We start from the raw sequence: 24,296 nt of genomic DNA on the forward strand, positions 1-24,296 counted from the left end.
ACCGGCATTTCCGCCAACCGGCTTGAGCTGCTGCAGATCGCCGACGCGGTCGCGCGCGAAAAGTCCATCGACCGCGAGATCGTCATCGAGGCGATCGAAGAGGCGATCCAGAAGGGCGCCCGCGCCCGCTACGGCGCCGAGCACGACATCCGGGTCAACATCGACCAGAAGACCGGCGAGGTCGCGATTCGGCGGGTGATCACCGTGGTCGCCGACGACGCCAACTACGGGACCGTGGTGGGCGAGGACGGCGAAGAGGTGCCGGCGGAAGAGCCGGTCGGCATCCTGCGTCTCTCCGACGCCAAGCGCACCGACAAGGACGCCGTGGTCGGCAAGGTCTACGAAGAGACCTTGCCGCCGTTCGAGTTCGGCCGGGTGCAGACCCAGATGGCCCGCCAGGTGGTGACCGGAAAGGTCCGCGAGGCCGAGCGCGAGCGCCAGTTCGAGGAGTTCAAGGATCGCGTCGGCGAGATCGTCAACGGCGTCGTCAAGCGCGTCGAATACGGCAACATTGTCGTTGATCTCGGGCGCGGCGAGGGCATTGCCCGCCGTGACCAGTCGATCCCGCGCGAGAACTTCAACATCGGCGACCGCATCCGCTGCTACATCTACGACGTCCGCCGCGAGACCAAGGGCCCGCAGATCCTGCTCTCCCGCGCACACGGCGGCTTCATGGCCAAGCTGTTCGCCCAGGAAGTGCCGGAGGTCTACGACGGGGTCATCGAGATCCGCGCCGTGGCCCGCGATCCGGGCAGCCGCGCCAAGATGGCGGTGGTCTCCAACGACTCTTCCATCGACCCGGTCGGCGCCTGCGTCGGCATGCGCGGCTCGCGCGTGCAGGCGGTGGTGGCCGAGCTGCAGGGCGAGAAGATCGACATCATCCAGTGGAGCCCGGACGAAGCGACCTTCATCGTCAACGCGCTCGCGCCGGCCGAAGTCTCCAAGGTCGTCATGGACGAGGAGGACGAGCGCGTCGAAGTGGTGGTGCCGGACGAACAGCTGTCGCTGGCCATCGGCCGCCGCGGCCAGAACGTGCGCCTCGCCAGCCAACTGACCGGCTGGCAGATCGACATCATGACCGAAAGCCAGGAGAGCGAGCGCCGTCAGCGCGAGTTCGCCGAGCGCACCCAGCTGTTCCAGGAAGCGCTCGACGTCGACGAGGTGATCGCCCAGCTCTTGGTCACCGAAGGCTTCGCGACCGTGGAAGACGTCGCCTATGTCGACGTCTCGGAAATCGCCTCCATCGAAGGCTTCGACGAGGACACCGGCGCCGAGATCCAGGCGCGGGCCACCGACTACCTCGACAAGATCGCCGCCGAATATGACGCCAAGCGCAATGAGCTCGGCGTCGAGGACGGCCTGCTGGAGATCGAGGGTGTGACGCTGCCGATCGCGGTGGCGCTGGGCGAAGGCGGGGTGAAGACCGTCGAGGACCTGGCCGACCTGGTGCCCGACGACCTGCGCGGCTGGTTCGAGACCAAGAACGGCGAGCGGGTCCGCGAGACCGGCATCCTGGAAGCCTTCGGCCTGGAGCCTGCCGACGCCGAAGCCCTGATCATGCGCGCCCGCGTGGCGATGGGCTGGATCGAAGCGCCGCCGGAGCCCGAGCCGGAAGAGGAAGCGGTCGAGGACACCGAGGCCTACGCCGAAGCCGAACTCGAAGGGGAAGCGCGCGACGCCTGAGGGCCGAGCGCGCGAGGGTGACGGACCGTGCAGGCCCGTTCTGACAAGGCCGAACCTGCCACGCTTGCGGAAGCCAACCGCGAGCGCCGCGACATTGTCACCGGCGAGGTGATGGATGAGGCGCGCCTGATCCGCTTCGTCTCGGGCCCGGACGGCGCTGTCGTTCCCGACCTGGCGCGCAAGCTGCCAGGGCGCGGGCTTTGGGTGGCGGCGGACCGCGCTTCGGTGGATACGGCGGCGAAGAAGGGCCTGTTCGCCCGCGCCGCCAAGGCTAAGGTCGCAGCCCCGCCGGACCTCGCCAACCTGGTGGAAAGCCTGCTGAAACGGCGGCTTTTGTCGGGGCTGGGCCTTGCGCGCCGCGCCGGCGATCTTACGTCGGGGTTCGAAAAGGTCGCGGCCGCCATCGAGGCGGGCAAGGCCGCCTGGCTGATCGAGGCGTCCGACGGCGCCGCGGACGGCCGCCGCAAGCTTACGGCCAAGACCCGCAAACGGTCGCCGCCGACCCCGATCTTCGGCCTGTTTGACGCCGAGGAATTGGGTTTGGCCTTAGGCGCGGAGAATGTGATACACACCGCCTTCCTTGCGGGGCGAGCCGCCGATCGTTGGGCGCAGGACGCCTATCGGTTGTCGGGCTTTTGCCCGCTCCTTCCTGAGAGTTGGCGCGAGGAGCCTTAGAGGCGACCGGGACTTAAACGTCCTGTCGTTGCTGTTTCCGCATTGCGGAGGCGGCGCCTTAGAAAGTGGGAGCGGCCCTGCGAGGGGGCGTTCCGGGCTTGATAATCTGATCCTTTGGCCGGACCGCCGGCTGACGAGTAAAGCGAGCGCATGAGCGACGAGAACAACAATGGCCGTAATCCGCCTCCCGGCGGGCGTCCGCCCCTGACCCTGAAGCCCCGCGGGGCCGGCTCGGTCAGCGCGGGCACGGTGAAGCAGAGCTTCAGTCACGGCCGTTCCAAGACGGTGGTCGTCGAGACCAAGCGCGCGCGCACCCATATTCCGGGCGGCGGCAACCTGGCTGCGCCCTCCTCCGCCGAAAAGCGCCTGTTCGAGCCGCGCCCCGCGCCGCCGCCGGCCGCCCCGCGTCCCGCCGGCGCGCCGAACGACGGCCTCTCCGCCGAGGAACGCGCCGCCCGCCAGCGCGCCATCGAGCTGGCCCAGGAGCGTCAGGCGACCGAACGCGCCGCCGCCGAAGCCCGCGCCCGCACCGAGGCGGCGGCCGCCGCCGCCCGTGCGCCGGCTCCGGCCGCGCCCGCTCCGCCGCCCGCCGCCGAGGCGCCTGCCGCCCCGGCTCCGGCCGCTGAAGCGCCCGTTCCGGCGCCCGCGCCCGTCGCGGCTCCTGCCGCTCCGGCTCCGGTCGCCGCGGCGCCGGCCGCTGCGCCCCCGCCGCGTCCCGCTGCGCCCCCGCTCGGCGGCAACCAGACCCGCACCTATCAGCCCTCCGCCGACCGGCGCGACGACCGGGCCAGCACCACCACCTATCGTCCCGCGCCGCCTTCGGCCCGGTTCGAAGGCACCAACTTCGGCCAGCGGGCGCCGCGCCAGGACGACGACCGCCGCCCGATGCGCGACGACCGTGGTCCGCCGCGCAGCGACGACCGGGGTCCGCGCCCGGCGCCGAGCGGCGATACCGTGCGCTATTCGGCGCTGGCGCCCCGTCCGGCGGGGCCCCGTCCGGGCGGACCCGGCGGCCCGCGTGGCGCGCCGCGCCTGGGCCCCGCCGCCCCGCCGGCCGAGCCCGAGATCCAACGCGCCACCCGCCAGGCCCCCAGGCCCGGCGGCGCGGCGATGGACCGGCGTCCCGACGACGACGACGGCGGCCGCAAGAGCGGGCTGCCCGCTTCCAAGGCGATCAGCCGCGCCAAGGGCGCTCCGCAACGCCGCGAAGGCCGCCTGACCATCCAGGCCGTGGCCGGTGACGATGAGGGCGCGGTCGACCGGATGCGCTCCCTCGCCTCGGTCCGCCGGGCGCGCGAACGCGAACGCGAAAAGCGCAAGGGCGGCACCCAGGAGCAGGCCCGCGCCGCGCGCGAAGTGGTCATCCCCGACATCATCACGGTGGCCGAACTCGCCAACCGGATGGCGATCCGTGGCGCGGAGATCATCAAGTTCCTGATGCGTCAGGGCGTGATGCTGAAGAGCGGCGACGTGATCGACAACGATACCGCCGAGCTGGTGGCCACCGAATTCGGCCACACCGTGCGCCGCGTGTCGGAAGCCGACGTGGAAGAAGGCTTCATCGGCGCCGAGGACGTGGACGACCATCAGGTCACCCGCCCGCCGGTGGTGACCATCATGGGCCACGTCGACCACGGCAAGACCTCGCTGCTGGACGCGTTGCGCGCCACCGACGTGGTGTCGGGCGAGCATGGCGGGATCACCCAGCACATCGGCGCCTATCAGGTTCACCTGCCGGACGGCCAGCGGGTCACCTTCCTCGACACGCCCGGCCACGCCGCCTTCTCCGCCATGCGCATGCGCGGCGCGACGGTGACCGACATCGTGGTGCTGGTGGTGGCGGCCGACGACGGCGTGATGCCCCAGACCATCGAGGCCATCAATCACGCCCGCTCGGCCGGCGCGCCGCTGATCGTGGCGATCAACAAGATGGACAAGCCCGGCGCCGATCCGACCCGGGTGATCAACGAGCTGCTGCAGCACGAGATCGTCGTCGAAAGCCTGGGTGGCGACACCCAGGTGGTCGAAGTCTCCGCCAAGGAGAAGACCGGTCTCGACACCCTGCTGGAAGCCATCCTGCTGCAGGCTGACGTGCTTGAGCTGAAAGCCAATCCCGACCGGGTCGCCGACGGCGTGGTCATCGAGGCCAAGCTGGACCGCGGGCGGGGCGCCGTCTCCACCGTGCTGGTCAAGCGCGGCACGCTGCGCCGCGGCGACATCGTTGTGGCCGGCGACCACTGGGGCAAGGTCCGCGCGCTCCTCAACGAGCGCGAGGAACAGGTGGCCGAAGCCGGCCCGTCGGTTCCGGTCGAGATCCTCGGCCTCGACGGCACGCCCGCGCCCGGCGATCCCTTCGCCGTGGTGGAGAACGAGGCCCGCGCCCGTGAGCTGACCGCCTACCGCGTCCGCGTGAAGCGCGAAAAGGCCGGGGCTCCGGCCCAGGGCAATTCGCTGGCCGAGATGATGTCGAAGATCACCGACAAGAAGGCCTCGGAACTGCCGCTGGTCATCAAGGCCGACGTCCAGGGTTCGGTCGAGGCCATCATCGGCAGCCTCGAGAAGATCGGCACTGAGGAGGTCCGCGCGCGGATCATCCTCTCGGGCGCCGGCGCGATCAGCGAGAGCGACGTCATGCTGGCCAAGGGCGCCAACGCCGCGATCATCGGCTTCAACGTCCGCGCCTCGGCGCAGGCCCGCGCCCTGGCCGAACGCGAAGGCGTGGAAATTCGTTATTACGCGATCATCTACGACCTGTTGGACGACATCAAAGGCGTGCTCTCGGGCATGCTGGCGCCGATCCAGCGCGAAACCTTCCTCGGCAACGCCAAGGTGCTGCAGGCCTTCGATATCTCGAAGATCGGCCGCGTCGCCGGCTGCGTCGTCACCGAAGGCGTGGTCCGCAAGGGCGCCCGCGTCCGGATCATCCGCGACGACATCGTGGTCCTCGAACTTGGCACCCTGCAGACGCTCAAGCGCTTCAAGGACGAGGTCAACGAGGTCCAGTCTGGGACCGAGTGCGGCATGGCCTTCGCCGGCTTCCAGGACATCAAGACCGGCGACGTCATCGAGTGCTTCAGCCTCGAAGAGGTCAGGCGCACGCTGTAGACGCCGCGCTCACCTCCCCCGTTGCGGCGGCAACGGCGGGAGGGGGACCGCTCGCCGAGCGGAGCGAAGAGCGAGTGGTGGAGGGGGCGAGCCCCATCTCCTGCGCTCAACGCAGCTTCGTCCATCCGCCGCGCCTGTGGTTCGCCCCCTCCACCATCGGCTCTCCGGCCGATGGTCCCCCTCCCGCCGCTTCGCGGAGGAGGTAGGGCGACGAGCGCAATTTTCCCCATCTTTCGGCGCCCCTCAAAGCGTGGTTCGTTCGCGGCCGAACCGGGGGGACCACGATGACATCGACGCCTGAGACCGCGCCGGCTCCGAGCCCGGGGAGCGTCGTCGCCGCGATCCTGGCCGGCGGCTTCATGGCCGCGACCTTCGACTTCTTCGCCGCCATGCTGATCTACGGCGGCACCGCCAGCGGGGTGGCGCACGCCATCGCCCGCGGCTGGTTCGGGATGGCGGTGAAAACCATGCCGCCGATCGTCGACGTGATCGGCATCGCCTCGCACTACGGGATCCTGCTGATCGCCGCCTCGATCTTCGTCCTGGCCTCGCTCCGGTTTCCGGTGCTGCGGCAGCGCGCGTGGATCACCGGGCCGCTGTTTGGGGTGTGCATCTACATCGTCATGCACTTCGTGATCGTGCCGCTGTCGGCGGTGCACGCGATCAACAATCCCAAGGGGATCCAGTTCGTCGAGGAATTCGGCGGCCACATGTTCGTCATCGGCCTGCCCATCGCGCTCTGGGCGAAAGCCTTGGTCGGTAAGTTCTAGGGGCCGTGAAGTCGCCGCGGTTTGCGCCTACATAGGCGGCGTCCCAGGAGCCGCCTATGCCCCGCCTTGCCCGCGCTCTCGTCCTCACCGCTGTCGCCGTCCTCACGCTCGCGGCCTGCGCCACGGCGCAGAAGCTCGGCGCGGCCAGCGACGTCCATGCCCTGTTGATCTCGATCCGCGACAACGACACCACTGCGTTCGACGCCCACGTCGACCACGAGGCCCTCAAGGCCGAGCTGCAGTCGCGGCTGGCGGACGCGGTGGGCCAGAACAAGAAGACCCGCGACCTCGCCGCCCTGCTGGGCCCCTCGGTGATCGACCTCGCCGACCAGGCCCTGGTGCGGCCAAAGACCTTCCGGATGGTCGCCGAGCACTACGGCTACAAGCCCGACACCCAGATTCCGGGGCCGATCGCCATTTCCCAGGCGCTCAAGACCCTGCCGGACGGCCGCGTCTGCGCGACCAAGAAGAAGGACGGCCCATGCCTGCTGGTGTTCACCAAGGAGCAGGGGGTCTGGAAGCTGACCAGTTTCGAGGGCGACAGTTCGATGCTGCGCCTGAAGCTCTGAATCGCCTAAGGTCGCGCTCCGAGTGGCGAGGGTGACGATGAGTTACGAAGACGCGTTGGCCGGCTACGAGAAGTTCGAGTTCACCGACGGGCCCTGGACGCGGCCGGTCTACAAGAAGGGCTCCGGCCCCGCGGTCATCATCATCCACGAGATGCCCGGCCTGCATCCGCTGGTGGTCCGCTTCGCCGACCATGTGGCCGACGCCGGCCTGACCGCCTATTGCCCGAGCCTGTTCGGCGAGCCCGGGCGGCCGATCAGCCGGGGCTATGCGGCGGCCTCCATGCTGCAGGCGATCTGCATCCGCCGCGAGTTCCACGTCTGGTCGACCAAGACCTCCAGCCCGATCGTCGCGTGGCTGCGCGCGCTGGCGCGAAAGGCCCACGCGGAATGCGGCGGACGCGGCGTCGGCGCGGTCGGCATGTGCTTCACCGGCGGCTTCGCGCTGGCCATGATGACCGAGCCTTCGGTGGTGGCGCCGGTGCTGTCGCAGCCCTCCATGCCGGCGGCCACCGGCTCGAAGAAGCGGGCCGCCGGCTTCGACGCCTCACCCGCCGAGGTCGCCTGCGCCAAGGCCCGGTTCGAGGCCGAGGACCTGTCGATGATCGGCCTGCGCTACAAGAGCGACATCCTGGTGCCGGACGCGCGGTTCGAAACCTACCGTAAGACTTTCGGCGACCGCTTCGAGGCCATCGAGTTGGAGGACGCCGACGCCGCCCCGGCGATGATCCCGCCGCACTCGGTGCTCACCCTGCACCTGAAGCCCGATGGCCCCTCCAAGGCCGCCGAGGACCGGGTGATCCAGTTCTTCAAGGAACGGACGGCGGGCTAGCTCATCAGAATCAGCACGGGCGCCGCGGCGCCGGCGATCAGCAGCGCCCAGACGATCAGCTTGCGGCGGCTGTAGGCGAGCGCCATCCACAGACCGAAGAGCGTCGTGGTCGCGACGCCGACCGAGACCGCCGCGAAGAACCATTTCATCACCTCGGTCGAGGGCTTCTCCGCCGGCCTGGCTTCGGGGGGCCTCTCGGCCTGCGCCTTGTCGTGGTCGCCGCCCGCGTGTGCGGCCTGCGGCCGCTTGGGCCGCGCCGGCTTGACTGCAAAGACGTCGTCCTTGTGCAGCCGGGCGAGCTTCTGGATCACCATCGGGGCGCTTGGCTGATCGGGGATGCGGAAGGTCTGCAGGGCGCCGGTCAGCGCGAAGAACAACAGGCTCGGCGCCACGAAGACGCTGACATAGACGTGCAGGTCGCGGATCACCGCCTGGGCGGGGCGCGGTCGCGCCGATCTGGCTCCGGTCCGCGCGGTCTTCGATTTCGCCAAGAGGGTCTCCAGCGCCAAGGATTGCGACTAATTCGCAATTGCGATAGCTGCATCCCGGCGCGGCGGCAAGGCGAAGCCTGCGCCCTAGTGTGACGGTGCCGATGACCCATTGATGAACGCGGCCTTGAATCGCTGCAGGTCGGCGGGCTCGATGTCCGACACCGCGGCGAACCGCAGGCCGCCGGAGGTCCATTCCGTCAGGCTGTAGCCGTCGCGGCGCGTGCTGCGGGCCTCGTTCAGCACCCGACCTTCGGCCGGCCAGACGAAGAGGTTCACGGTGTGCAGGCGCCGCTTGTAGACGATGGCCGGCGCAACATGGCCATCGACGTAATCCAGCCGCCCGCCGACCAGCGGGAAGCCTTCCGCCGCCAGTTCCGGCACCGGCGGGGCGATGTCGACCTTGCCGTTGAACCAGGGCCGGACCACGTGCTGGTTGGAGGTCGCCACGTCGGTCAGGTGGCCGACCATCAGGGATCGGACGTGGTTCGCCACCAGCTGGCGCTCGACGCCGGCCTCGGTGACCTGCGGGACCACGAACATCACCGCGAGAGTAGCTGCCAGGAGGCCGCCCAAGCCGCCCGCCGCCCAAGGGGCCCCCCGGCGGATTGGTCGCCGAGTCGGAGTCTCGGCCGCCGTTTCCGCCGCCAGCATCGCCTCGATATTGGCCCGCAACCGCTCCGGGGCGGCATAGGCGACGCCGGGCGCGGCGAGCTCGCGGCGCAGGGCCAGCAGGCGCAGATATTCGGTGTTGCAGGCGTCGCAGACCTTCAGATGGGCCTCGCAGGCCGCGGCGTTGACCGCGTCGAGCTCGCCGTCGACCAGCCCCTGCAACAGCATGGCCTTGTCCGCACACGCGCTCATCGCTGGGTCTCCCGCATCTTCTGCGCATCGGCCGGCAGCAGCATGTCGCTGAGCATCAGGCGCGCTCGCGCCAGGCGCGACATCACCGTGCCGATCGGGGCGGCGGTCAAGGCGGCGATCTCCTTGTAGCTGAGCTCTTCCAGTTCGCGCAGGATGAGCGTCTCGCGGAACGGTTCGGGCAGGCTCTCGACCACGGCGCGGACCGTCTGCGCCTCGCGGCGCCGCAGGAGGGCCGTTTCGGGATCGTCCTGGTCGGGGTCGGCGATGTTGGCGAGCGCGTCCGATTGCGCCTCGGTGAGCGCGCCCTCTTCGACCAGCACCCGGTCGTGGCCGCCGCGCCCGGCGGCCCAGTCCAGGAAGCAGTTGCGCACGATGGCGAACAGCCAGGCCTTGGGCGCCCCGCCCCGGAAATCGCCGAAGGCGCCGAAAGCGCGCAGGAACGCCTCCTGCACGATATCCTCGGCGGCGGTCGCGTCGCGGCTGAGGTAGCGGGCGAAGTTATAGGCCCCGTCCAGGTGCGGCAGGATCGTCTCGCGGAACTGGCGCGCGCGCTCGGCCTCCGCCGCGCGGGCGGCGGCCTTCGGATCCGTGTCCGCGCCCCGGCTGAACGCCAGGCGCGGGCGGAAGAACGTCTTGTTCTCAGTCATGGCCGCCGGTCCGCGCGCGCCTTTCCTCAGCCAGCCTTCACGATCACCTTGCCCGTCATATGCGGGTGCAGCGAGCAGAAGTAGCCGTATTCACCGGGCTTGGTGAAGGTGAAGGAGAAGCGCTCGTCGCTGTCCAGCACCTTGGACTTGAAGGTCTTGTCGTTGGCCACGACCGTGTGCGGGATGTCGTCCTGGTTGATCCAGGTGACGGTGGTCCCGACGCTGACGGTCAGGGCTTCCGGCCCAAAGACGAAGTTGTCGATCTTCACGGTCGGCCCGGCCGGGGCCTGAGCGGCCGGCGCGGCGGTGGCCGCAAGGTCGCGGATGTCGGCCACGCCGAGGGCGAGGGCGAGGGCGAAGGCGCCCGCCAGCAGGATCTTGTTCATTGGATTGTCTCGTCTGGTGTCTTGATCGTGCATCGGAAGGCTCCTCGAAAAACGCGTTGTCAGAAGCCAGACTGGGGTCCGCGCGGATTTATTCCCGCAGGCGCGCCGCGGGGGCCAATTGTTACGCTTCCCAACAGCCGCGGTTTCGTGACCGAAATCGCGGCGCAGCAGAACCGGCGCGGGATCGCCATCGGCCCCGGCTTACGCGACACTTTTTTGATGACGAGCTCTCCCCAGGACCGCGCCGCCCAACTGTTGGGCGAGGCCGTGGGTCACCATGTGGAAAACCGCCTCGCGCAGGCGCAGGCGGGCTACCGCGCGGTGCTCGATCTTGCGCCGGATCACGCCGAGGCGCTCGGCATGCTGGCGCTGATCCTCACCGACGGGCCGGACCTGGCGGAGGCCGAGGCGGTCGTCGAACGTCTCGTGGCCTTGCGTCCCAACGACAGCGCCAGCCAGCTTTGCCTGGGGCGGCTGCGGATGCGCCAGGGCGACGACGAGGCCGCCGTCGAGGTGCTGCGCCGGGTGGCGCAAGAGCGTTCCGACCTGCCGCCGGTGTTCAACGAGCTGGGCGTGGCCCTGCACCGGCTGGGGCGCGCCGACGAGGCGCTGGCCGCGCTCGACCAGGCGCTTAGCCTAAACCCCGCCTACCAGGTGGCGCGGGGCAATCGCGGCATGGTGCTGTTCGACGTCGGCCGCTTCGACGAGGCCGCCGACACCCTGATCGCGGTGCTGGCCAGCGGCGACCCGGCGCTGGGCGATGCGCGGCCCGCCCTGCTCACCAACCTGGTCCGCGCGGCGACCCGGACCGGCCGTCTGGCCCAGGCCGAGGCCGTCGCCCGCGCGCAGCTCGCCGCCGGCCACACCGACACCGAGACGCGCGAGCAGCTCGCGCGGATCCTCGACGGCCTGCGCCGGCCGGCCGAAGCCAATGCGCTGCGCAACGACATCGCCCGGTGGGCCGGCGTGCAGCGCACAGGGCCCAGGCGGTCGCCCGCCGAGACCGTGGCGGTGCTGGCCGCGGTCGGCGCTGGGCATGTGCCGACCCGCTATCTCATCGATCCCGACCGGTTCTCGACGCTGTTCGTGGGCCTGCTGTCGCCGGATCAGCCGGACGCGCCGCTGGGCGGCCTGCTGGTCGCGGACCTGGCCGAGGCGGGCTCGGTGTTCTCGACGCTGGGCGACATCCACCGCGACGTGGGCCAGCTCGCCCAGGCGGCGCAGGTCTGCGCGGCGCTGGGCAAGCCGGTGATCAATCCGCCGGCCGGCATCGCCAGGACCGGCCGCGACCACGCCGCGACCCTGTTCGCCGGCGTGCCGGGCCTGATCACGCCGCGGGCGCGGCCGACCACGCCCGCCGAACTCGCGGCCCTGACCATCGAAGCGCCCGTGCTGGTGCGCCCGCCCGGCGACCACGGCGGCGAGAACCTGGCGCGCCTGACCAGCGGCGCCGACCGCGACGCCTATCTGGCGACGGCTCCGGAAGACCAGCTGTTGCTGACGCCCTTCCACGACTTCCGCTCCGCCGACGGCGCCTGGCGCAAGTACCGGCTGATCTTCGTCGACCGGAAGGTCTGGCCCTTCCACCTGGCGATCGGCGAGGACTGGCTGCTGCACTACTGGCGGGCCGAGATGGCGCGCTCGCCCTGGAAGCTCGACGAGGAGGAGCGTTTCCTCGACGACTGGCGGAGCGTCTTTGGGCCCAAGGCCGTGGCGGCGGCGGAAGAAGTCGCCCGCAGGCTCGACCTCGACTACGGCGGCATGGATTGCGCGCTCACCGCCGACGGCGACCTGCTGCTCTTCGAGGCCAACGCCACCATCCTCTTGCACCTCGACGAGCCGGCCGCCGCGGCGCCGGCCAAGCACCGCCACGTGCCGCCGATCCGCGACGCCTTCACCCGCCTGATCCTCGACCGCGCCCAGGCCTGAGGGCGCGCGGACAGGCCGCACGACGCGTCCCGGAAACAGGGGTGATCAAACGTAACAATGATGTTCATCTGCGGTTCAGCGCAGCTTGCACAACGTCGTTATGGGCTAGGGGTGGTTCAGTATGGCGACCAGCGGGCAATCGACCTCCACGAACGTCGCGGTCGGCGTGGCGGCTGTCGGCGCTGTCGCGGCCGGCGTCGCGCTGGCCCCGATGATCGGCAAGGCGCTCTCCGGCTCCGGCGCCGCCTCGACCCCGCAATCCGCCGCCGCCTTCCTGAACCGCGCCACATTCGGCGCCACCGACGCCTCGATCGCCGCGCTCAGCGACGTCACGACCTGGTTCGCCGACCAGGCCAAGGCGGCGCCAACCCCTGGGGGCGCCCAGGGGTATTGGGCGACCACGCCCTCCTTCCATCTGGATTGGGTGCAGCGGCGCCAGGCCGACTTCGACGCCGCCTATCAGGCCGCGGTCGCCGCCGCCGGTCCCAACCCGACCACCAAGATCAATCACCAGCGGGTCAAGAACGTCCAGTTCCAGGAGGGCTTCTGGGCCCGCGCCGTCACGGGCGACGACCAGCTGCGCCACCGCATGACGCTGGCGCTGTCGGAGATCTTCGTCGTCTCCTTCGTCTCGTCGACCATCACGCCGCGCATCGCGGCCTCCTGGTACGACATGCTGAGCGCGCATGCGCTGGGGAACTACCTCGACCTCCTGAAGGCCGTGACCCTGCACCCGGCCATGGGGCTGTACCTCAACACCACGGGCAACACCCAGGCCGACAACGACCCCACGCGCCACCCCGACGAGAACTACGGGCGCGAGGTGATGCAGCTGATGTCGATCGGCCTGGTCAAGCTGGACGCCAACGGCCAGCCGCAGACCGACGCGACCGGCGCCGCCATCGCCACCTACACCCACGACGACATCGCGGGCCTCGCCAAGGTGTTCACCGGCTGGGGCTGGTATAACGCGAGGCCCAGCCAGGCGACCTTCGCCAAGCAGCCGGCGGACGGCACGACGGCGGCCTCGCCGGACGTGCAGACCCTGATCTCCTACCCGGCCAACCACTCGCAGCTGTCCAAGACGTTTCTCGGGACGACCATCGCGGCCTACACCGGGCCGCAGCCGACCACCCAGGCCGGCGCCAATGCGCTCACCGCCTATCAGACGGCCAGCCTCTCGACCGCGCTCACCACGATCGCCAACCATCCCAATGTCGGGCCGTTCATCGGCCGGCGGCTGATCCAGCGGTTCGTGACCAGCAACCCGAGCCCGGCCTACGTCGGCCGCGTGGCCGCCGCCTTCAACGGCGACCCCTTAAATCCCGCGACCCGCGGCGACCTGATGGCGACGGTCAAGGCGGTGCTGACCGATCCGGAGGCGCTGGATCAGGCCGGCTCGCTGGCGTCCTCCACCTCGGGCAAGCTGCGCGAGCCGGTGATGCGGATGACTCAATGGCTGCGGGCCTCCGGGGCGACCTCGAAGGCGACCGCTACTGCGCCGAACGGCAACTTCCAGCAGTTCGCCGATTTCGGCGATCCGGGGGAACTGGCCCAGGCGCCCCTGGAGGCGCCCACGGTCTTCAACTTCTTCGATCCGGACTACGTCCCGACCGGTTCGGCCGTCGCCAAGGCGGGTCTGGTCGCGCCGGAATTTCAGGCGGTCGATGCGCTCACCGTCGCCAGCTACGCCAACCTGATGGCCCAGGTGATCCAGCTGCAGGGCTGGCCGGGCAAGGATGTGACCACCGCCTACGCCAACGAGCTCGCGGCGCTCACGCCCGCCTCGCCAACAGCGCCCGACAACAACCAGGCCCTGATCGACCGCATCAACCTCATCTATTTCGCCGGGACGATGAGCACGACGATGTCGGCGCGGCTGCTGCGGGTGCTGAATGGCGCCGCCTCGCTCGCCAGGGCGCCCACGGCGGCCCAGATCGCCCAGGTGCGGCTGAACAAGGTGCAGAACGCGCTGATCATCGCGCTCACCTCGCCCGAATTCGTCGTGCAGCGGTAGGAGCGGCGCCATGACCCACCGCATCACGCCCTCCCGCCGGGCCCTCCTGCAGGGCCTGGCCGCCTTCGGGGCCGCCGCCCCGCTCGCCCTCAACCTCGCCGCCGTCGGCAAGGCCGCCGCGCAATCGGCCGGTCCGGGGTCCGGCTACCGGGCGCTCGTCTGCGTCTTCCTGCAGGGCGGCAACGACGCCCACAACATGCTGCTGGCCACCGATCCCGGCAGCTTCGCCCAGTACACCACAGCGCGGTCGTCGGGCTCCGAGCCGATCAACCTGATGCCGGCGGGGACCGCGCCCGTGGCCATCGGCGGCGTTTCCCCGGTGACCAAGCGGACGATCGCCACCACCGACATGCCCGAGCACTGGGGCGGCGTCCTGCCGATCACCCCGGCCACGGCGCAGCTCGTGCCGCCGGCCAACGCGACGACCAGCCAGCCGACCACCCGGACCTTCGCGGTCCACCCGTTCCTGACCGGCGTGCAGGGCCTGTTCGCCGCCGGACGGCTGGCGGCCGTCGCCAATGTCGGCACCCTGCTGGCCCCGCTCACCAAGGCCGACTACCAGAAGCCCGGGCCGACGACCCAGATCCCGCAGCGGCTGTTCTCCCACTCCGACCAGCAGTCGGCCTGGCAGTCGGGCCAGGTGGACGGCTCGGCCACCGGCTGGGGCGGCCTGATGGCCGACACCTTCCAGGCGCTCGGCGGCGGCGAGACCGACTTCTCAGCCATCACCACGGCGGGCAACACCGCCTTCCTGAACGGCCAGACGGCGCGGTCCTTCCGCATCAACTACGCGGCCAACAAGGCCACGGCGCAGACCATCACGCTCACCGCCACGACCGGCCGCTACAACAGCTCCAACGACTTCCTGGACGAGCTGCGCGCCTCGCTGGTCGAGACGAACCTCAGCCCCGGCCAGTCCAGCGACATGGTCGCCGACTATGCCGCCGCCGTCGGCCGCTCGATCGCGCTCTCGGCGGTGTTCGACAATGCGCTGACCGGCGCCGCGGCGGCCGAGGCCGCGATCCCCAACCCGCCCGCCTTTACCGATCCGATCGGCGGCAAGGTGGTGGACAATCCGCTGGCCGATCAGCTGCAGGCGGTGGTCGAGACCGCCGCGGCCCAGGCGCAGCTTGGCGTCCAGCGCCAGGTGTTCTTCGTCCAGCTCGGCGGCTTCGACACCCACGACGGCGAAAACCCGCGCCAGGGCCTGCTGATGGCCCAGCTCGATCATGCGCTGAGCTATTTCGACGCCGCCATCGCCGCCGCCGGCATGGCCGACAAGATCACCGCCTTCACCGCCTCGGATTTCAACCGCACCTTCGCCACCAACGGCACGGGCACCGACCACGCCTGGGGCTCGCACCACTTCGTGCTGGGCGCGGCGGTGAAGGGCGGCGACCTCTACGGGCCCTATCCCACGGTCGGGATCGACAAGGCGGCCAGCGGCTCCACGCCCGCCTTCACCAACCCCGACGCCGCCTCAAACGCCTATATTCCCACGACCTCGGTGGAGACCTACCTCGCCACGCTCGCGACCTGGATGGGCGTGACGCCGGCCCAGATGCCGGGGATATTCCCAAGGCTCGCCGGGTTCCCGGTGCAAAACATGGGCTTCATGCGGACCTGACACCTTACGGTCATCAGGGCGCCACGCGCCCGGTCCATTGCCTCCCGCCCCAAGGGAGAGTTGCGTATGGGCCTCGTTATCTCGATCACCGCCGCCCAGGCGGGCTGGCGCGTTCAGGGCGACACGCTGGAACAGGGCATGATGTTCCTGAGCGGGGCGGAGGCCGAGCATGCCGCCTGCCAGCTCGCCCAACGCTACGCCGACGCCGGCCAGGCCACCGAGATCGAGGTGTTCCTGAGGGATGGAACGCTGGCGGGCCGGTATGTGAGCGTGCCGGACCTGGATGGGCTCGACTCAAGCCCTCTGCTGGACTCTCCCGCCCTGCCCGACTAGAAGCCCGCCCTTCCCCTGCGTCGGTTGCGTCCGATCCGCACCCCAGGTTTGAGCGAGCTTGCCATGAAACGTCCCATCACCACTGGCCGACAGGCCCCGCGCGGCCCGTCCCAACGCCAGCTGCGCGCGGGCGAACTGATTCGCCACGCGCTGGTGGAAATCCTGCGCGAGCAGGAGATCACCGACCCCGACATCGCCGGCGTCTCCATCACGCTCACCGAGGTCCGCATGAGCCCGGACCTGCGCCACGCCACCGTCTTCGTCGAACCGCTGGGCGGCGGCGAGGCGGCGGCTGTGGTGGTCAAGGCGCTGAACCGGCACCACAAGTTCCTGCGCGGGCGGCTGGGCCACGCCATCGACATGAAGTTCACGCCGGCGCTGAAATTCCTGCACGACGACACCTTCGACGAGGCCGCCCGGATCAGCGCCATCTTCGCCGACCCCAAGGTCGCGCAGGACCTGAAGCCCTCCGAACCGTCCGACGGCTGGAAGGATGAGGACTAGTGGGCCGCAAGCGCAAGGGCGACGCGGTCTCCGGCTGGATCTGCCTGGACAAGCCCTATGACCTGACCTCGACACACGCGGTCAGCCGGGTGCGCCGCGCCTTCAACGCCCAGAAGGCGGGACACGCCGGCACGCTGGACCCGCTGGCGACCGGCATCCTGCCCATCGCGCTGGGCGAAGCGACCAAGACGGTCCCTTACCTCGTCGACGCCGACAAGACCTACCGCTTCACGATTTGCTGGGGCGTCACCACCGCGACCTATGACCGCGAGGGCGAGACCATCGCCCAGTCCGATGTTCGCCCGACGGTGGCTGAAGTCGAGGCCGCCTTGCCGGCCTTTGTCGGCGAGATCAGTCAGGTCCCGCCAGCCTATTCCGCCATCAAGGTGGATGGCGAGCGCGCCTACGACCTGGCCCGCGCGGGCGAGACGGTGGAGCTGGCGGCGCGGACCGTCACCGTCCATTCGGCCCGGGTGGCGGAGGCGAACGGTCCCGATCACGTGACGCTGGAGATCGAGTGCGGCAAGGGCACCTACGTCCGCGCCATCGCCCGCGATCTGGCCGCCATGCTCGGCGCCTGCGGCCATGTCAGCGACCTTCGCCGCACCCGCGTGGGGCGGTTTACGGAGCAATCGGCGGTAACGCTGGAATTGCTTGAGGATTTGGGCTATGAGGCCCGCCAGTCGGAGCTATTGCTTCCGGTCGAGACCGCCCTGGACGACATCCCGGAGCTGGCCGTGACCGCCGAAGACGCTTTCCGGCTGAAGCAGGGACGCGCTATCGTTCTCGTTCCCCGACAGGTCGAAGCTGTGAAAGCCAGGCTCAAACCCGGCTCGCGCACGGTTTCAGCCATGGCGGGCGGAAAGGTGGTGGCGCTCTGCGAAATGCGTGCGGGACGGCTCGAACCCTCGCGTGTTTTCCTTTTGGAGAGCGGAGATTGACCGATGTCGATTACGGCCGAACGCAAGGCTGAAGTGATCAAGACCCATGCCCGCGGCGACGCGGATACGGGCAGCGCTGAAGTCCAGGTGGCGATCATGTCCGAACGGATTGCGAACCTCACCGAGCACTTCAAGACGCACAAGAAGGACAACCACTCGCGCCGGGGCCTGCTGAAGCTGGTCTCGGCCCGCCGGTCGCTCCTCGACCACCTGAAGAAGTCCGACGCGGACCGCTATCAGAAGCTGATCGAGACCCTCGGCCTGCGCCGCTAGGTTTCGCTTTTCCTATTTGCCGCTCCCCCGCGACAGGCCGGGGGACCTCAATGCGGCGCCTGGCGGTCCCACCTTAAGTAAAGGGACCGCCGCACACGCCGAGGGCTCCATAGCAGTCCTCTTCGCCTGTTCATTTGGAGAGGATTTCGGAAGCCCGAACCTAAGGACCGAACCTTATCCGCCCCCGACGGGAATACGCCCGCGGGAAAGAAAGAAGCAAAAATGTTCGATATCAAACGCAAGACTCTCGAGTGGGGCGGCAAGACGCTCACGCTCGAAACCGGCCGCATGGCCCGCCAGGCCGACGGTTCGGTCCTGGCCACCTACGGCGACACCATGGTTCTCGCCACCGCCGTCTTCGCCAAGAGCGCGAAGCCGGGTCAGGACTTCTTCCCCCTGACGGTGAACTACCAGGAGAAGTTCTACGCCGCGGGCAAGATCCCCGGCTCCTTCCCGCGCCGCGAAGCCGCGCCGTCGCAAAAAGAGACTTTGACGTCCCGCCTCATTGACCGTCCGATCCGCCCGCTGTTCGTCAAGGGCTTCAAGAACGAAGTGCAGGTCGTCTGCACCGTGCTGGCCCACGACCTTGAGAACGATCCCGACATCGTCGCCCTGGTGGCCGCCTCGGCCGCCCTGGTGATCTCCGGCGCGCCCTTCATGGGCCCGATCGGCGGCGCCCGCGTCGGCTTCGTGGGCGGCGAGTACGTGCTCAACCCGACGCTCGACGAGATGAAGGACAGCCGGATGGACCTGGTGGTCGCCGGCACCCAGGACGCGGTCATGATGGTCGAGTCCGAAATCCAGGAAATGACCGAAGACGAAGTGCTCAAGGGCGTGATGTTCGCCCACGCCGGCATGCAGCCGGTGATCGACGCGATCATCGAACTGGCCGAACACGCCGCCAAGGACCCCTTCGACTTCCAGCCGGAAGACACCGACGCCATCAAGGCCGAGATGAAGAAGGCCATCGGCAAGGATCTGGCTTCGGCCTTCAAGATCCCCGCCAAGCTGGAACGCCAGGACGCGGTCGCCGCGGCCAAGGCCAAGGCCACCGACAAGTTCGGCAAGTCCGACGAGAACCCGGCCGGCATCTCGCCCGACAAGCTGGGCGCGGTGTTCAAGGAACTGGAAGCCGACGTCGTCCGCCGCAACATCCTGGACACCGGCATCCGCATCGACGGCCGCAAGGTCGATCAGGTCCGCCAGATCGTCTCGGAAGTCGGCGTTCTGTCGCGCGCCCACGGCTCGGCGCTGTTCACCCGCGGTGAAACTCAAGCGCTGGTCGTGGCCACGCTCGGCACCGGCGACGACGAACAGCTCATCGACGCCCTCGAGGGCAAGTACTATGAGAAGTTCATGCTGCACTACAATTTCCCGCCCTTCTCGGTCGGGGAAACGGGCCGCATGGGCGCGCCGGGCCGCCGCGAAGTGGGCCACGGCAAGCTGGCGTGGCGGGCGATCCGCCCGATGCTGCCGAGCGTCGAGGAGTTCCCCTACACGATCCGCCTGGTCTCCGAGATCTTCGAGTCCAATGGCAGCTCCTCCATGGCCTCGGTCTGCGGCTCCTCGCTGGCCCTGATGGATGCGGGCGTGCCGCTCAAGAAGCCGGTCTCCGGCATCGCCATGGGCCTGATCCTGGAATCGGACGGCTTCGCGGTCCTCTCCGACATCCTGGGCGACGAAGACCACCTGGGCGACATGGACTTCAAGGTCGCCGGCACCGCCGACGGCATCACCTCGCTGCAGATGGACATCAAGATCGCCGGCATCACCGAGGAGATCATGAAGCAGGCCCTCGCTCAGGCGAAGGGCGGCCGTGATCACATCCTGGGCGAGATGAACAAGGCGATGGAAGCCCCGCGCCACGAGCTGGGCGAATACGCGCCGAAGATCGAGACCATCAAGATCCCGGTGGACAAGATCCGCGAAGTGATCGGCTCGGGTGGCAAGGTGATCCGCGAGATCACCGCCGAAACCGGCGCCAAGATCGACATCGGCGAAGACGGCACGATCAAGATCGCGGCCGCCGAGCAGTCGAAGATCGACGCGGCCAAGGAATGGATCAAGTCCATCGCGTCGGAGCCGGAAGTCGGCCAGATCTACACTGGCAAGGTGGTCAAGATCGTCGACTTCGGCGCCTTCGTGAACTTCTTCGGCGCCAAGGACGGCCTGGTCCACGTGTCGCAGATCGCCAACGAGCGCGTGAACAAGGTCAGCGACGTGCTCACCGAGGGCCAATCCGTGAAGGTGAAGCTCCTGGGCTTCGACGACCGCGGCAAGACCCGCCTGTCGATGAAGATCGTCGACCAGGAAACCGGCGAAGACCTGACGTCCAAGCAGCCCGAAGACGCCGACGCCTAAGCGTCAGCCCTTCCGCTGAAATGAACGGGGCGGCTGCAGCGATGCAGCCGCCCTTTTCGTTGGGGCTCAGGCCAGCGCGGGTTCCCGCACCCCATACCGCTCGGCCGGATGGGCCTTCGACAGGTTGGGCAGCAGCACCGCCCGCGCCGCTTGATAGCCGGCCCAGTCCGCCGGATCTGGCAGCGACGGGATGGTGATCAGCTCGCCGGCGTCGAGGCCCGCGAGCGCCGCGTCCACCAGTTCGTCGACATCCATGGTGCGGTCGGGATCGAGGTCTGCCGGATCGCGGCCGGACCGTTCCCAGATCTCTGTGCGCGTGGCGCCCGGCAGCACAGCCTGCAGCTTGACGCCCGTGCCCGCCGTCTCATGGGCCACCGCCTGGGTCAGATAGGTGACGAAGGCCTTGGTCGCGCCATAGACCGACGCGCCGTACTCGTGGGCGATCCCAACCACCGACGAGATATTGACGATGGTCCCGCGGCCGCGCGGCGCGAAGGCCTTGGCCGCCGCATGGGTCAGACGGGCGACGGCGGTGACGTTGAGGCGGATGAGGTCGTCGATCTTCTCCGGGGTGTTGTCGAGGAACCCGCCCATGATCGCGGCGCCGGCGTTGTTGACCACCAGCGCGATCGTGGGATCGGCGGCGATCTTGGCTTCCAGGGCGGCCACGTCGGCGGCCTGCGTCAGGTCGGCGCGGATCACCTCGACGGCGACGCCATGCTCGGCGCGCAGGTTGGCGGCGAGGTTGTTCAGCCGCCCCTCGTCGCGGGCCGCCAGGATCAGGTCATGGCCGCGGGCGGCCAGGCGGTCGGCGTAGACCGCGCCGATGCCCGACGATGCGCCGGTGACCAGCGCTGCGCCGAGGGTGGTGTTGGATTGGGTCATCAGAAAATCTCCAGGCGGCGCCGGCGCGGCGCCTGGGCTTGAGGTGGAGACGCGCGGCGCCACCGCAAGGCGGTGTGAGGTCTAGGTCACACGAGAAATTCTGGACGCGACATGAGCTTGTCGCCTACCGCGCCTTGCGCGCGGCATAGCGCGCGTCGCGCTTCGTCTGGGCCTCGGCCTTGGTCAGCTGTTTGCGTTCCTTGCGCGCGCCGCGCTTCTCGGCCAGCGCGGCGTCCTCGGCGGCCTGGATCGTGGCGGCGTCGGCGGCCAGCGCGTCGGCGGCCGCCTGGCGCGCGGCCTCCTTTTCGTCGGCGCGGGCCGTCCGCACGCCCGCGAGCTCAGCTTTCCGCTCGGCTTCCCGCAGGGCGGCCCGATCTTCGAACAGCGGATCGGTGACGGTCGGCTTGGGCTTCAGCTTGGCCAGCAGGGCCGCCTTGGCGTCGGCGGCGGCGGACAGGCGGTCGGTCAGGCCGGAGCCCTTGAGGTCGCGTGCGGACATGGACAGCTTTTCGGGAAGGTCGCCGCGGTGGCGCGACGCCCTACCCTACAGCATTCCGGCGATTTAGCCCCGCAGCTTCCGCAGCAGCACGTCCACGTCGCGGGCGATCTGCGGGTCTTCACCCTTGAGCGCCTCGATGCGGCGGACCGCGTGCAGCACCGTGGTGTGGTCGCGCCCGCCGAACCGGCGGCCGATGTCGGGGAGCGAGCGGACGGTGATCTGCTTGGCGAGCCACATGGCCACCTGGCGGGGCCGGGCGACCGCGCGGGCGCGGCGCTCGGAGATCAGGTCGGCCTGTTTGAGCCCATAGTGCTCGGCCACCGTCTTCTGGATCTGGTCCACCGTCACCTTGCGCTCGTTGCACGACAGGTGCGGGCGCAGGATCGTCTGGGCCTCGTCCAGGGTCAGCCGCGCCACTTCGCCGCCGACGCGGGCGACGAGGGTGTTCAGGGCGCCCTCCAGCTCGCTGACGCTGTCGGTGAAGCGGTCGGCCAGGAACTGCATGACCTCGGGCTTGGCGGACGGCAGGAAGCGGCCCTGCTGGGCGAGCGTCTGCAGCTTGCGCTCCAGGATGCCCAGGCGCAGCGCCCGGTCGGCCGGCTCGATGCCGCAGACCAGGCCCGCCTGCAGGTGGGACCGCAGCCGCGGCTCCATCTCCGAGATCTCGGTCGGCGAACGGTCGGCGGTCATCACCACGCGGCGGCCGTCTTCGACCAGCGCGATCAGGGTGTGGAACAGTTCCTCCTGGGTGGAGGTCTTGCCGGCCACGAAATGCACGTCGTCGATCAGCAGCAGGTCGGCGTTGCGCAGCTCGTCCTTGAACGCCGCGGTCTGCCTGTCCTGCAGCGCCTTGACGAAGGTCGAGGTGAACCGCTCGGCGGTCAGATAGACCACCCGCTTGGTCGGCTCATTGCGCATGGCCTCCCAGGCGAGCGCGTTCAGCAGGTGGGTCTTGCCGAAGCCGTAGGGCCCGTGGAAGACCACCGGGTTGAAGTGGCCGTCCGACCAGGCCGCGACGCGGCGCGCCACGGCGAAGGCGAATTCGTTGGAAGGGCCCGCGACGAAGCTGTCGAAGGCGAAACGGTCCTGCAGGCCCAGCAGGCGGCCGTGGCGGGCCGCGGCGGGCGCAGCTTCAGCCTCGACCTCGAAAACTTCGGGCGCGGTCGAAGCCTCGACCGCCTGGGCCGCCGGAGCTGCCGCCGCGGCGTTCGCCGGGGCGTCGAAATCGAACTCCATGCGCGATTTCAGGTCGAGCCTGCGGCCCAGCGGATCGTTCTGGGCCCACAGCTCTCCGATACGGCGCCAGGCATGGCGGGCGATCCAGTCCCGCGCCACCCCGGTGGCGGCCACCAGGCACACGTCGTCCCCGGTCTCGCGCAGCGCCGCTTGTCCCAGCCAGGAGCCGAACGTCGCCTCGCCCAGTTCGCGCTTCAAGACCACGCAGGTCTTTGTCCACACGACTCCGGCCGGTGCGCTCGCCATAGCTCCCGCAACCCCCCCGCTCATCATCTCTGTTTTTCCCGTCTGCCCGCCTCACGGTCGAAGCCCCACGCAGCGACCGCACCTATTTCTCAACACAAACAGGCTCTTATCCGGCGAGCGCATGCACTCCGCCGGCGCCCCGTTTTGATCCGGGATCAGATCGAAGACGCCTGTAAGGAGGCAGACACTAATGGGGGGCCGAGGCCGGTCAACGGTGATTCTTCGGCGCGTCGACGGATATTTTCGTTGACTCGCACGGAGCCCTTTTCCGCCCTAGGAAAACGCAGAACAGCGGTCCGTGCGCTGAGCAGATTCGCCGCATGTGTCGCACCCGGGACGCAGGCCCTAAACGCGAAAACGGCGCCCGCGGGGGCGCCGTTTGGCAGGTCGAATTCCGATGGGAAAGGCGGGGTTTCGTCCCCGCCGGCCGGGTCAGGCCGCCGACATCTTCCGGAGCTGGGCGGCCAGGCGCGAGACCTTGCGCGAACCGGTGTTCTTGTGGACCACGCCCTTGGTGACGGCGCGCATCAGCTCCGACTGGGCCTTGACGAAGGCGTCCTTGGCCGCGGCGGCGTCGCCCGAGGTCAGGGCCTCGTCGAACTTGCGCAGGAAGGTGCGCACGCGCGAGCGGCGGGCGGTGTTGACTTCGGTGCGGCGGGCGATCTTGCGGACCGCCTTCTTGGAGCCGGGCGTATTGGCCATTTAGGAGCTTCTCATGCGAACGCGCCCGGCGGGCCGGGCGGTGAAAATTGGAGGCGCGGATATACGGGAGGATGGAGGGCGGGTCAACGTAGGTCGCGGGGATTCCGTGCGGCCATTTCGACCCCGCGGCCGCGCCCCTACTTCCCCGTGAACTTCGCCGGCCGCTTCTCGACGAAGGCGGCCATGCCTTCCTTCTGGTCCTCGAAGGCGAAGAGCGAGTGGAACAGGCGCCGCTCCATGGCCACGCCGGTGGACAGGGTCGTCTCGAAGGCGGCGTTGACCAGCTCCTTGTTCATGGCGACGGCCAGCGGCGACTGGGCGGCGATCTTGCCGGCGGCGGCCAGGGCTTCCTCCAGCAGCTTGTCGGCGGGGACCACGCGGGAGACCAGGCCCGCGCGCTCGGCCTCGGCGGCGTCCATCATCCGGGCGGTGAGCACCATGTCCATGGCCTTGGCCTTGCCCACCGCGCGGGGCAGGCGCTGGGTGCCGCCGATGCCGGGCATGACGCCCAGGTTGATCTCCGGCTGGCCGAACTTGGCGGTCTCGGCGGCGATGATGAAGTCGCAGAGCATGGCCAGTTCGCAGCCGCCGCCCAGGGCATAGCCGGCCACGGCCGCGACGATCGGCTTGCGGAAGCCCTCGATCCTCCGGGCGGCCGGGCCGAAGAAGTCGGCGGCGAACATCTGGGCGTAGGACTTGTCCGACATCTCCTTGATGTCGGCGAGAT

The 24,296-nt window shown here is 69.4% G+C and carries 23 protein-coding genes; 14 read left to right on the forward strand and 9 right to left on the reverse strand.

Features of this window, described 5'->3' with window-relative positions; genetic code table 11:
* The 6 genes from nusA to VKQ35_RS07945 form a co-directional block, all read left to right on the forward strand.
* On the forward strand, window positions 1-1,683 hold a 1,683-nt coding region (gene nusA / locus VKQ35_RS07920; RefSeq protein WP_324360285.1), incomplete at its 5' end, for a transcription termination factor NusA.
* A gap of 27 nt (window positions 1,684-1,710) precedes the next feature.
* A complete protein-coding gene (locus VKQ35_RS07925; protein WP_324360287.1) occupies window positions 1,711-2,358 on the forward strand; it encodes an RNA-binding protein in 648 nt (215 codons plus the stop codon).
* A gap of 150 nt (window positions 2,359-2,508) precedes the next feature.
* On the forward strand, window positions 2,509-5,463 hold the full coding sequence (gene infB, locus VKQ35_RS07930; RefSeq protein ID WP_324360288.1) for a translation initiation factor IF-2: 2,955 nt from the start codon (window positions 2,509-2,511) through the stop codon (window positions 5,461-5,463).
* A 284-nt stretch (window positions 5,464-5,747) separates the two neighbouring features.
* On the forward strand, window positions 5,748-6,233 hold the full coding sequence (locus VKQ35_RS07935; protein ID WP_324360290.1) for a hypothetical protein: 486 nt from the start codon (window positions 5,748-5,750) through the stop codon (window positions 6,231-6,233).
* A gap of 56 nt (window positions 6,234-6,289) precedes the next feature.
* Entirely contained in the window at window positions 6,290-6,802 is a 513-nt protein-coding gene (locus VKQ35_RS07940; protein WP_324360292.1) for a DUF2939 domain-containing protein, read from the forward strand.
* Between the two features lie 37 nt (window positions 6,803-6,839).
* Entirely contained in the window at window positions 6,840-7,631 is a 792-nt protein-coding gene (locus VKQ35_RS07945) for a dienelactone hydrolase family protein (RefSeq protein WP_324360294.1), read from the forward strand.
* Here the strand turns inward: VKQ35_RS07945 and VKQ35_RS07950 are convergent.
* From VKQ35_RS07950 to VKQ35_RS07965, 4 genes are all read right to left on the reverse strand, one after another.
* Window positions 7,628-8,122 (reverse strand): PepSY domain-containing protein, encoded by a 495-nt coding sequence (locus VKQ35_RS07950; RefSeq protein WP_324360297.1) that lies wholly within the window; start codon window positions 8,120-8,122, stop codon window positions 7,628-7,630. The genes VKQ35_RS07945 and VKQ35_RS07950 overlap by 4 nt on opposite strands.
* A gap of 84 nt (window positions 8,123-8,206) precedes the next feature.
* Window positions 8,207-8,983 (reverse strand): anti-sigma factor family protein, encoded by a 777-nt coding sequence (locus VKQ35_RS07955; protein ID WP_324360299.1) that lies wholly within the window; start codon window positions 8,981-8,983, stop codon window positions 8,207-8,209.
* Entirely contained in the window at window positions 8,980-9,630 is a 651-nt protein-coding gene (locus VKQ35_RS07960) for a sigma-70 family RNA polymerase sigma factor (protein ID WP_324360301.1), read from the reverse strand. Before VKQ35_RS07960 ends, VKQ35_RS07955 begins: the two co-directional genes overlap by 4 nt.
* A 26-nt stretch (window positions 9,631-9,656) precedes the next feature.
* Complete coding sequence (locus VKQ35_RS07965; protein WP_324360303.1) at window positions 9,657-10,016, reverse strand: cupredoxin family copper-binding protein; 360 nt, start codon at window positions 10,014-10,016, stop codon at window positions 9,657-9,659.
* A gap of 219 nt (window positions 10,017-10,235) precedes the next feature.
* Here VKQ35_RS07965 and VKQ35_RS07970 point away from each other — a divergent pair, with 219 nt between their 5' ends.
* From VKQ35_RS07970 to pnp, 8 genes are all read left to right on the forward strand, one after another.
* Window positions 10,236-11,945, forward strand: a complete 1,710-nt coding sequence (locus tag VKQ35_RS07970) for a tetratricopeptide repeat protein (protein WP_324360304.1) — start codon at window positions 10,236-10,238, stop codon at window positions 11,943-11,945.
* Between the two features lie 121 nt (window positions 11,946-12,066).
* Window positions 12,067-13,962 carry a DUF1800 domain-containing protein gene (locus VKQ35_RS07975; RefSeq protein WP_324360306.1) on the forward strand — a complete coding sequence of 632 codons (1,896 nt, stop codon included), beginning with the start codon at window positions 12,067-12,069 and terminating at the stop codon, window positions 13,960-13,962.
* Between the two features lie 10 nt (window positions 13,963-13,972).
* Window positions 13,973-15,589, forward strand: coding sequence for a DUF1501 domain-containing protein (locus VKQ35_RS07980; protein ID WP_324360308.1), 1,617 nt, complete (start codon window positions 13,973-13,975; stop codon window positions 15,587-15,589).
* 66 nt (window positions 15,590-15,655) lie between these two features.
* On the forward strand, window positions 15,656-15,922 hold the full coding sequence (locus VKQ35_RS07985) for a hypothetical protein (protein ID WP_324360310.1): 267 nt from the start codon (window positions 15,656-15,658) through the stop codon (window positions 15,920-15,922).
* A gap of 63 nt (window positions 15,923-15,985) precedes the next feature.
* Entirely contained in the window at window positions 15,986-16,426 is a 441-nt protein-coding gene (gene rbfA / locus VKQ35_RS07990) for a 30S ribosome-binding factor RbfA (protein WP_324360312.1), read from the forward strand.
* Window positions 16,426-17,367, forward strand: coding sequence for a tRNA pseudouridine(55) synthase TruB (gene truB, locus VKQ35_RS07995; RefSeq protein ID WP_324360314.1), 942 nt, complete (start codon window positions 16,426-16,428; stop codon window positions 17,365-17,367). Before rbfA ends, truB begins: the two co-directional genes overlap by 1 nt.
* A 3-nt stretch (window positions 17,368-17,370) precedes the next feature.
* Entirely contained in the window at window positions 17,371-17,640 is a 270-nt protein-coding gene (gene rpsO / locus VKQ35_RS08000; protein WP_324360317.1) for a 30S ribosomal protein S15, read from the forward strand.
* A 222-nt stretch (window positions 17,641-17,862) separates the two neighbouring features.
* Entirely contained in the window at window positions 17,863-20,001 is a 2,139-nt protein-coding gene (gene pnp / locus VKQ35_RS08005; protein WP_324360319.1) for a polyribonucleotide nucleotidyltransferase, read from the forward strand.
* A gap of 66 nt (window positions 20,002-20,067) precedes the next feature.
* Here pnp and VKQ35_RS08010 read toward each other — a convergent pair whose 3' ends face one another.
* From VKQ35_RS08010 to VKQ35_RS08030, 5 genes are all read right to left on the reverse strand, one after another.
* Window positions 20,068-20,886, reverse strand: coding sequence for an SDR family oxidoreductase (locus tag VKQ35_RS08010; protein ID WP_324360321.1), 819 nt, complete (start codon window positions 20,884-20,886; stop codon window positions 20,068-20,070).
* Between the two features lie 124 nt (window positions 20,887-21,010).
* The gene (locus tag VKQ35_RS08015) at window positions 21,011-21,385 is read right to left on the reverse strand and encodes a DUF6481 family protein (RefSeq protein ID WP_324360323.1); all 375 of its coding nucleotides are present in this window, start codon (window positions 21,383-21,385) and stop codon (window positions 21,011-21,013) included.
* 63 nt (window positions 21,386-21,448) lie between these two features.
* Window positions 21,449-22,894: a chromosomal replication initiator protein DnaA gene (gene dnaA, locus VKQ35_RS08020; protein ID WP_324360325.1), complete on the reverse strand. Its 1,446-nt coding sequence runs from the start codon at window positions 22,892-22,894 to the stop codon at window positions 21,449-21,451.
* A gap of 405 nt (window positions 22,895-23,299) precedes the next feature.
* The gene (gene rpsT, locus VKQ35_RS08025; protein WP_324360327.1) at window positions 23,300-23,569 is read right to left on the reverse strand and encodes a 30S ribosomal protein S20; all 270 of its coding nucleotides are present in this window, start codon (window positions 23,567-23,569) and stop codon (window positions 23,300-23,302) included.
* A 137-nt stretch (window positions 23,570-23,706) separates the two neighbouring features.
* The coding region (locus VKQ35_RS08030) for an enoyl-CoA hydratase-related protein (RefSeq protein WP_324360329.1) at window positions 23,707-24,296 on the reverse strand (590 nt) is incomplete at its 5' end.

The sequence above is a fragment of the Phenylobacterium sp. genome, from assembly GCF_035309685.1.
In the GTDB taxonomy this organism is placed as follows: domain Bacteria; phylum Pseudomonadota; class Alphaproteobacteria; order Caulobacterales; family Caulobacteraceae; genus Phenylobacterium.

Bases quoted from the DNA above. Each gene is read 5' to 3' on its own strand.
- VKQ35_RS07980 (WP_324360308.1), top strand. From the start codon at position 13,973: ATGACCCACCGCATCACGCCCTCCCGCCGGGCCCTCCTGCAGGGCCTG.
- VKQ35_RS07960 (WP_324360301.1), bottom strand. From the start codon at position 9,630: ATGACTGAGAACAAGACGTTCTTCCGCCCGCGCCTGGCGTTCAGCCGG.
- rbfA (WP_324360312.1), top strand. From the start codon at position 15,986: ATGAAACGTCCCATCACCACTGGCCGACAGGCCCCGCGCGGCCCGTCC.
- dnaA (WP_324360325.1), bottom strand. From the start codon at position 22,894: ATGATGAGCGGGGGGGTTGCGGGAGCTATGGCGAGCGCACCGGCCGGA.
- rpsT (WP_324360327.1), bottom strand. From the start codon at position 23,569: ATGGCCAATACGCCCGGCTCCAAGAAGGCGGTCCGCAAGATCGCCCGC.
- VKQ35_RS07965 (WP_324360303.1), bottom strand. From the start codon at position 10,016: ATGAACAAGATCCTGCTGGCGGGCGCCTTCGCCCTCGCCCTCGCCCTC.
- VKQ35_RS08010 (WP_324360321.1), bottom strand. From the start codon at position 20,886: ATGACCCAATCCAACACCACCCTCGGCGCAGCGCTGGTCACCGGCGCA.
- VKQ35_RS07945 (WP_324360294.1), top strand. From the start codon at position 6,840: ATGAGTTACGAAGACGCGTTGGCCGGCTACGAGAAGTTCGAGTTCACC.
- pnp (WP_324360319.1), top strand. From the start codon at position 17,863: ATGTTCGATATCAAACGCAAGACTCTCGAGTGGGGCGGCAAGACGCTC.
- VKQ35_RS07975 (WP_324360306.1), top strand. From the start codon at position 12,067: ATGGCGACCAGCGGGCAATCGACCTCCACGAACGTCGCGGTCGGCGTG.
- rpsO (WP_324360317.1), top strand. From the start codon at position 17,371: ATGTCGATTACGGCCGAACGCAAGGCTGAAGTGATCAAGACCCATGCC.
- VKQ35_RS08015 (WP_324360323.1), bottom strand. From the start codon at position 21,385: ATGTCCGCACGCGACCTCAAGGGCTCCGGCCTGACCGACCGCCTGTCC.
- infB (WP_324360288.1), top strand. From the start codon at position 2,509: ATGAGCGACGAGAACAACAATGGCCGTAATCCGCCTCCCGGCGGGCGT.
- VKQ35_RS07935 (WP_324360290.1), top strand. From the start codon at position 5,748: ATGACATCGACGCCTGAGACCGCGCCGGCTCCGAGCCCGGGGAGCGTC.
- VKQ35_RS07970 (WP_324360304.1), top strand. From the start codon at position 10,236: ATGACGAGCTCTCCCCAGGACCGCGCCGCCCAACTGTTGGGCGAGGCC.
- VKQ35_RS07955 (WP_324360299.1), bottom strand. From the start codon at position 8,983: ATGAGCGCGTGTGCGGACAAGGCCATGCTGTTGCAGGGGCTGGTCGAC.
- VKQ35_RS07940 (WP_324360292.1), top strand. From the start codon at position 6,290: ATGCCCCGCCTTGCCCGCGCTCTCGTCCTCACCGCTGTCGCCGTCCTC.
- VKQ35_RS07985 (WP_324360310.1), top strand. From the start codon at position 15,656: ATGGGCCTCGTTATCTCGATCACCGCCGCCCAGGCGGGCTGGCGCGTT.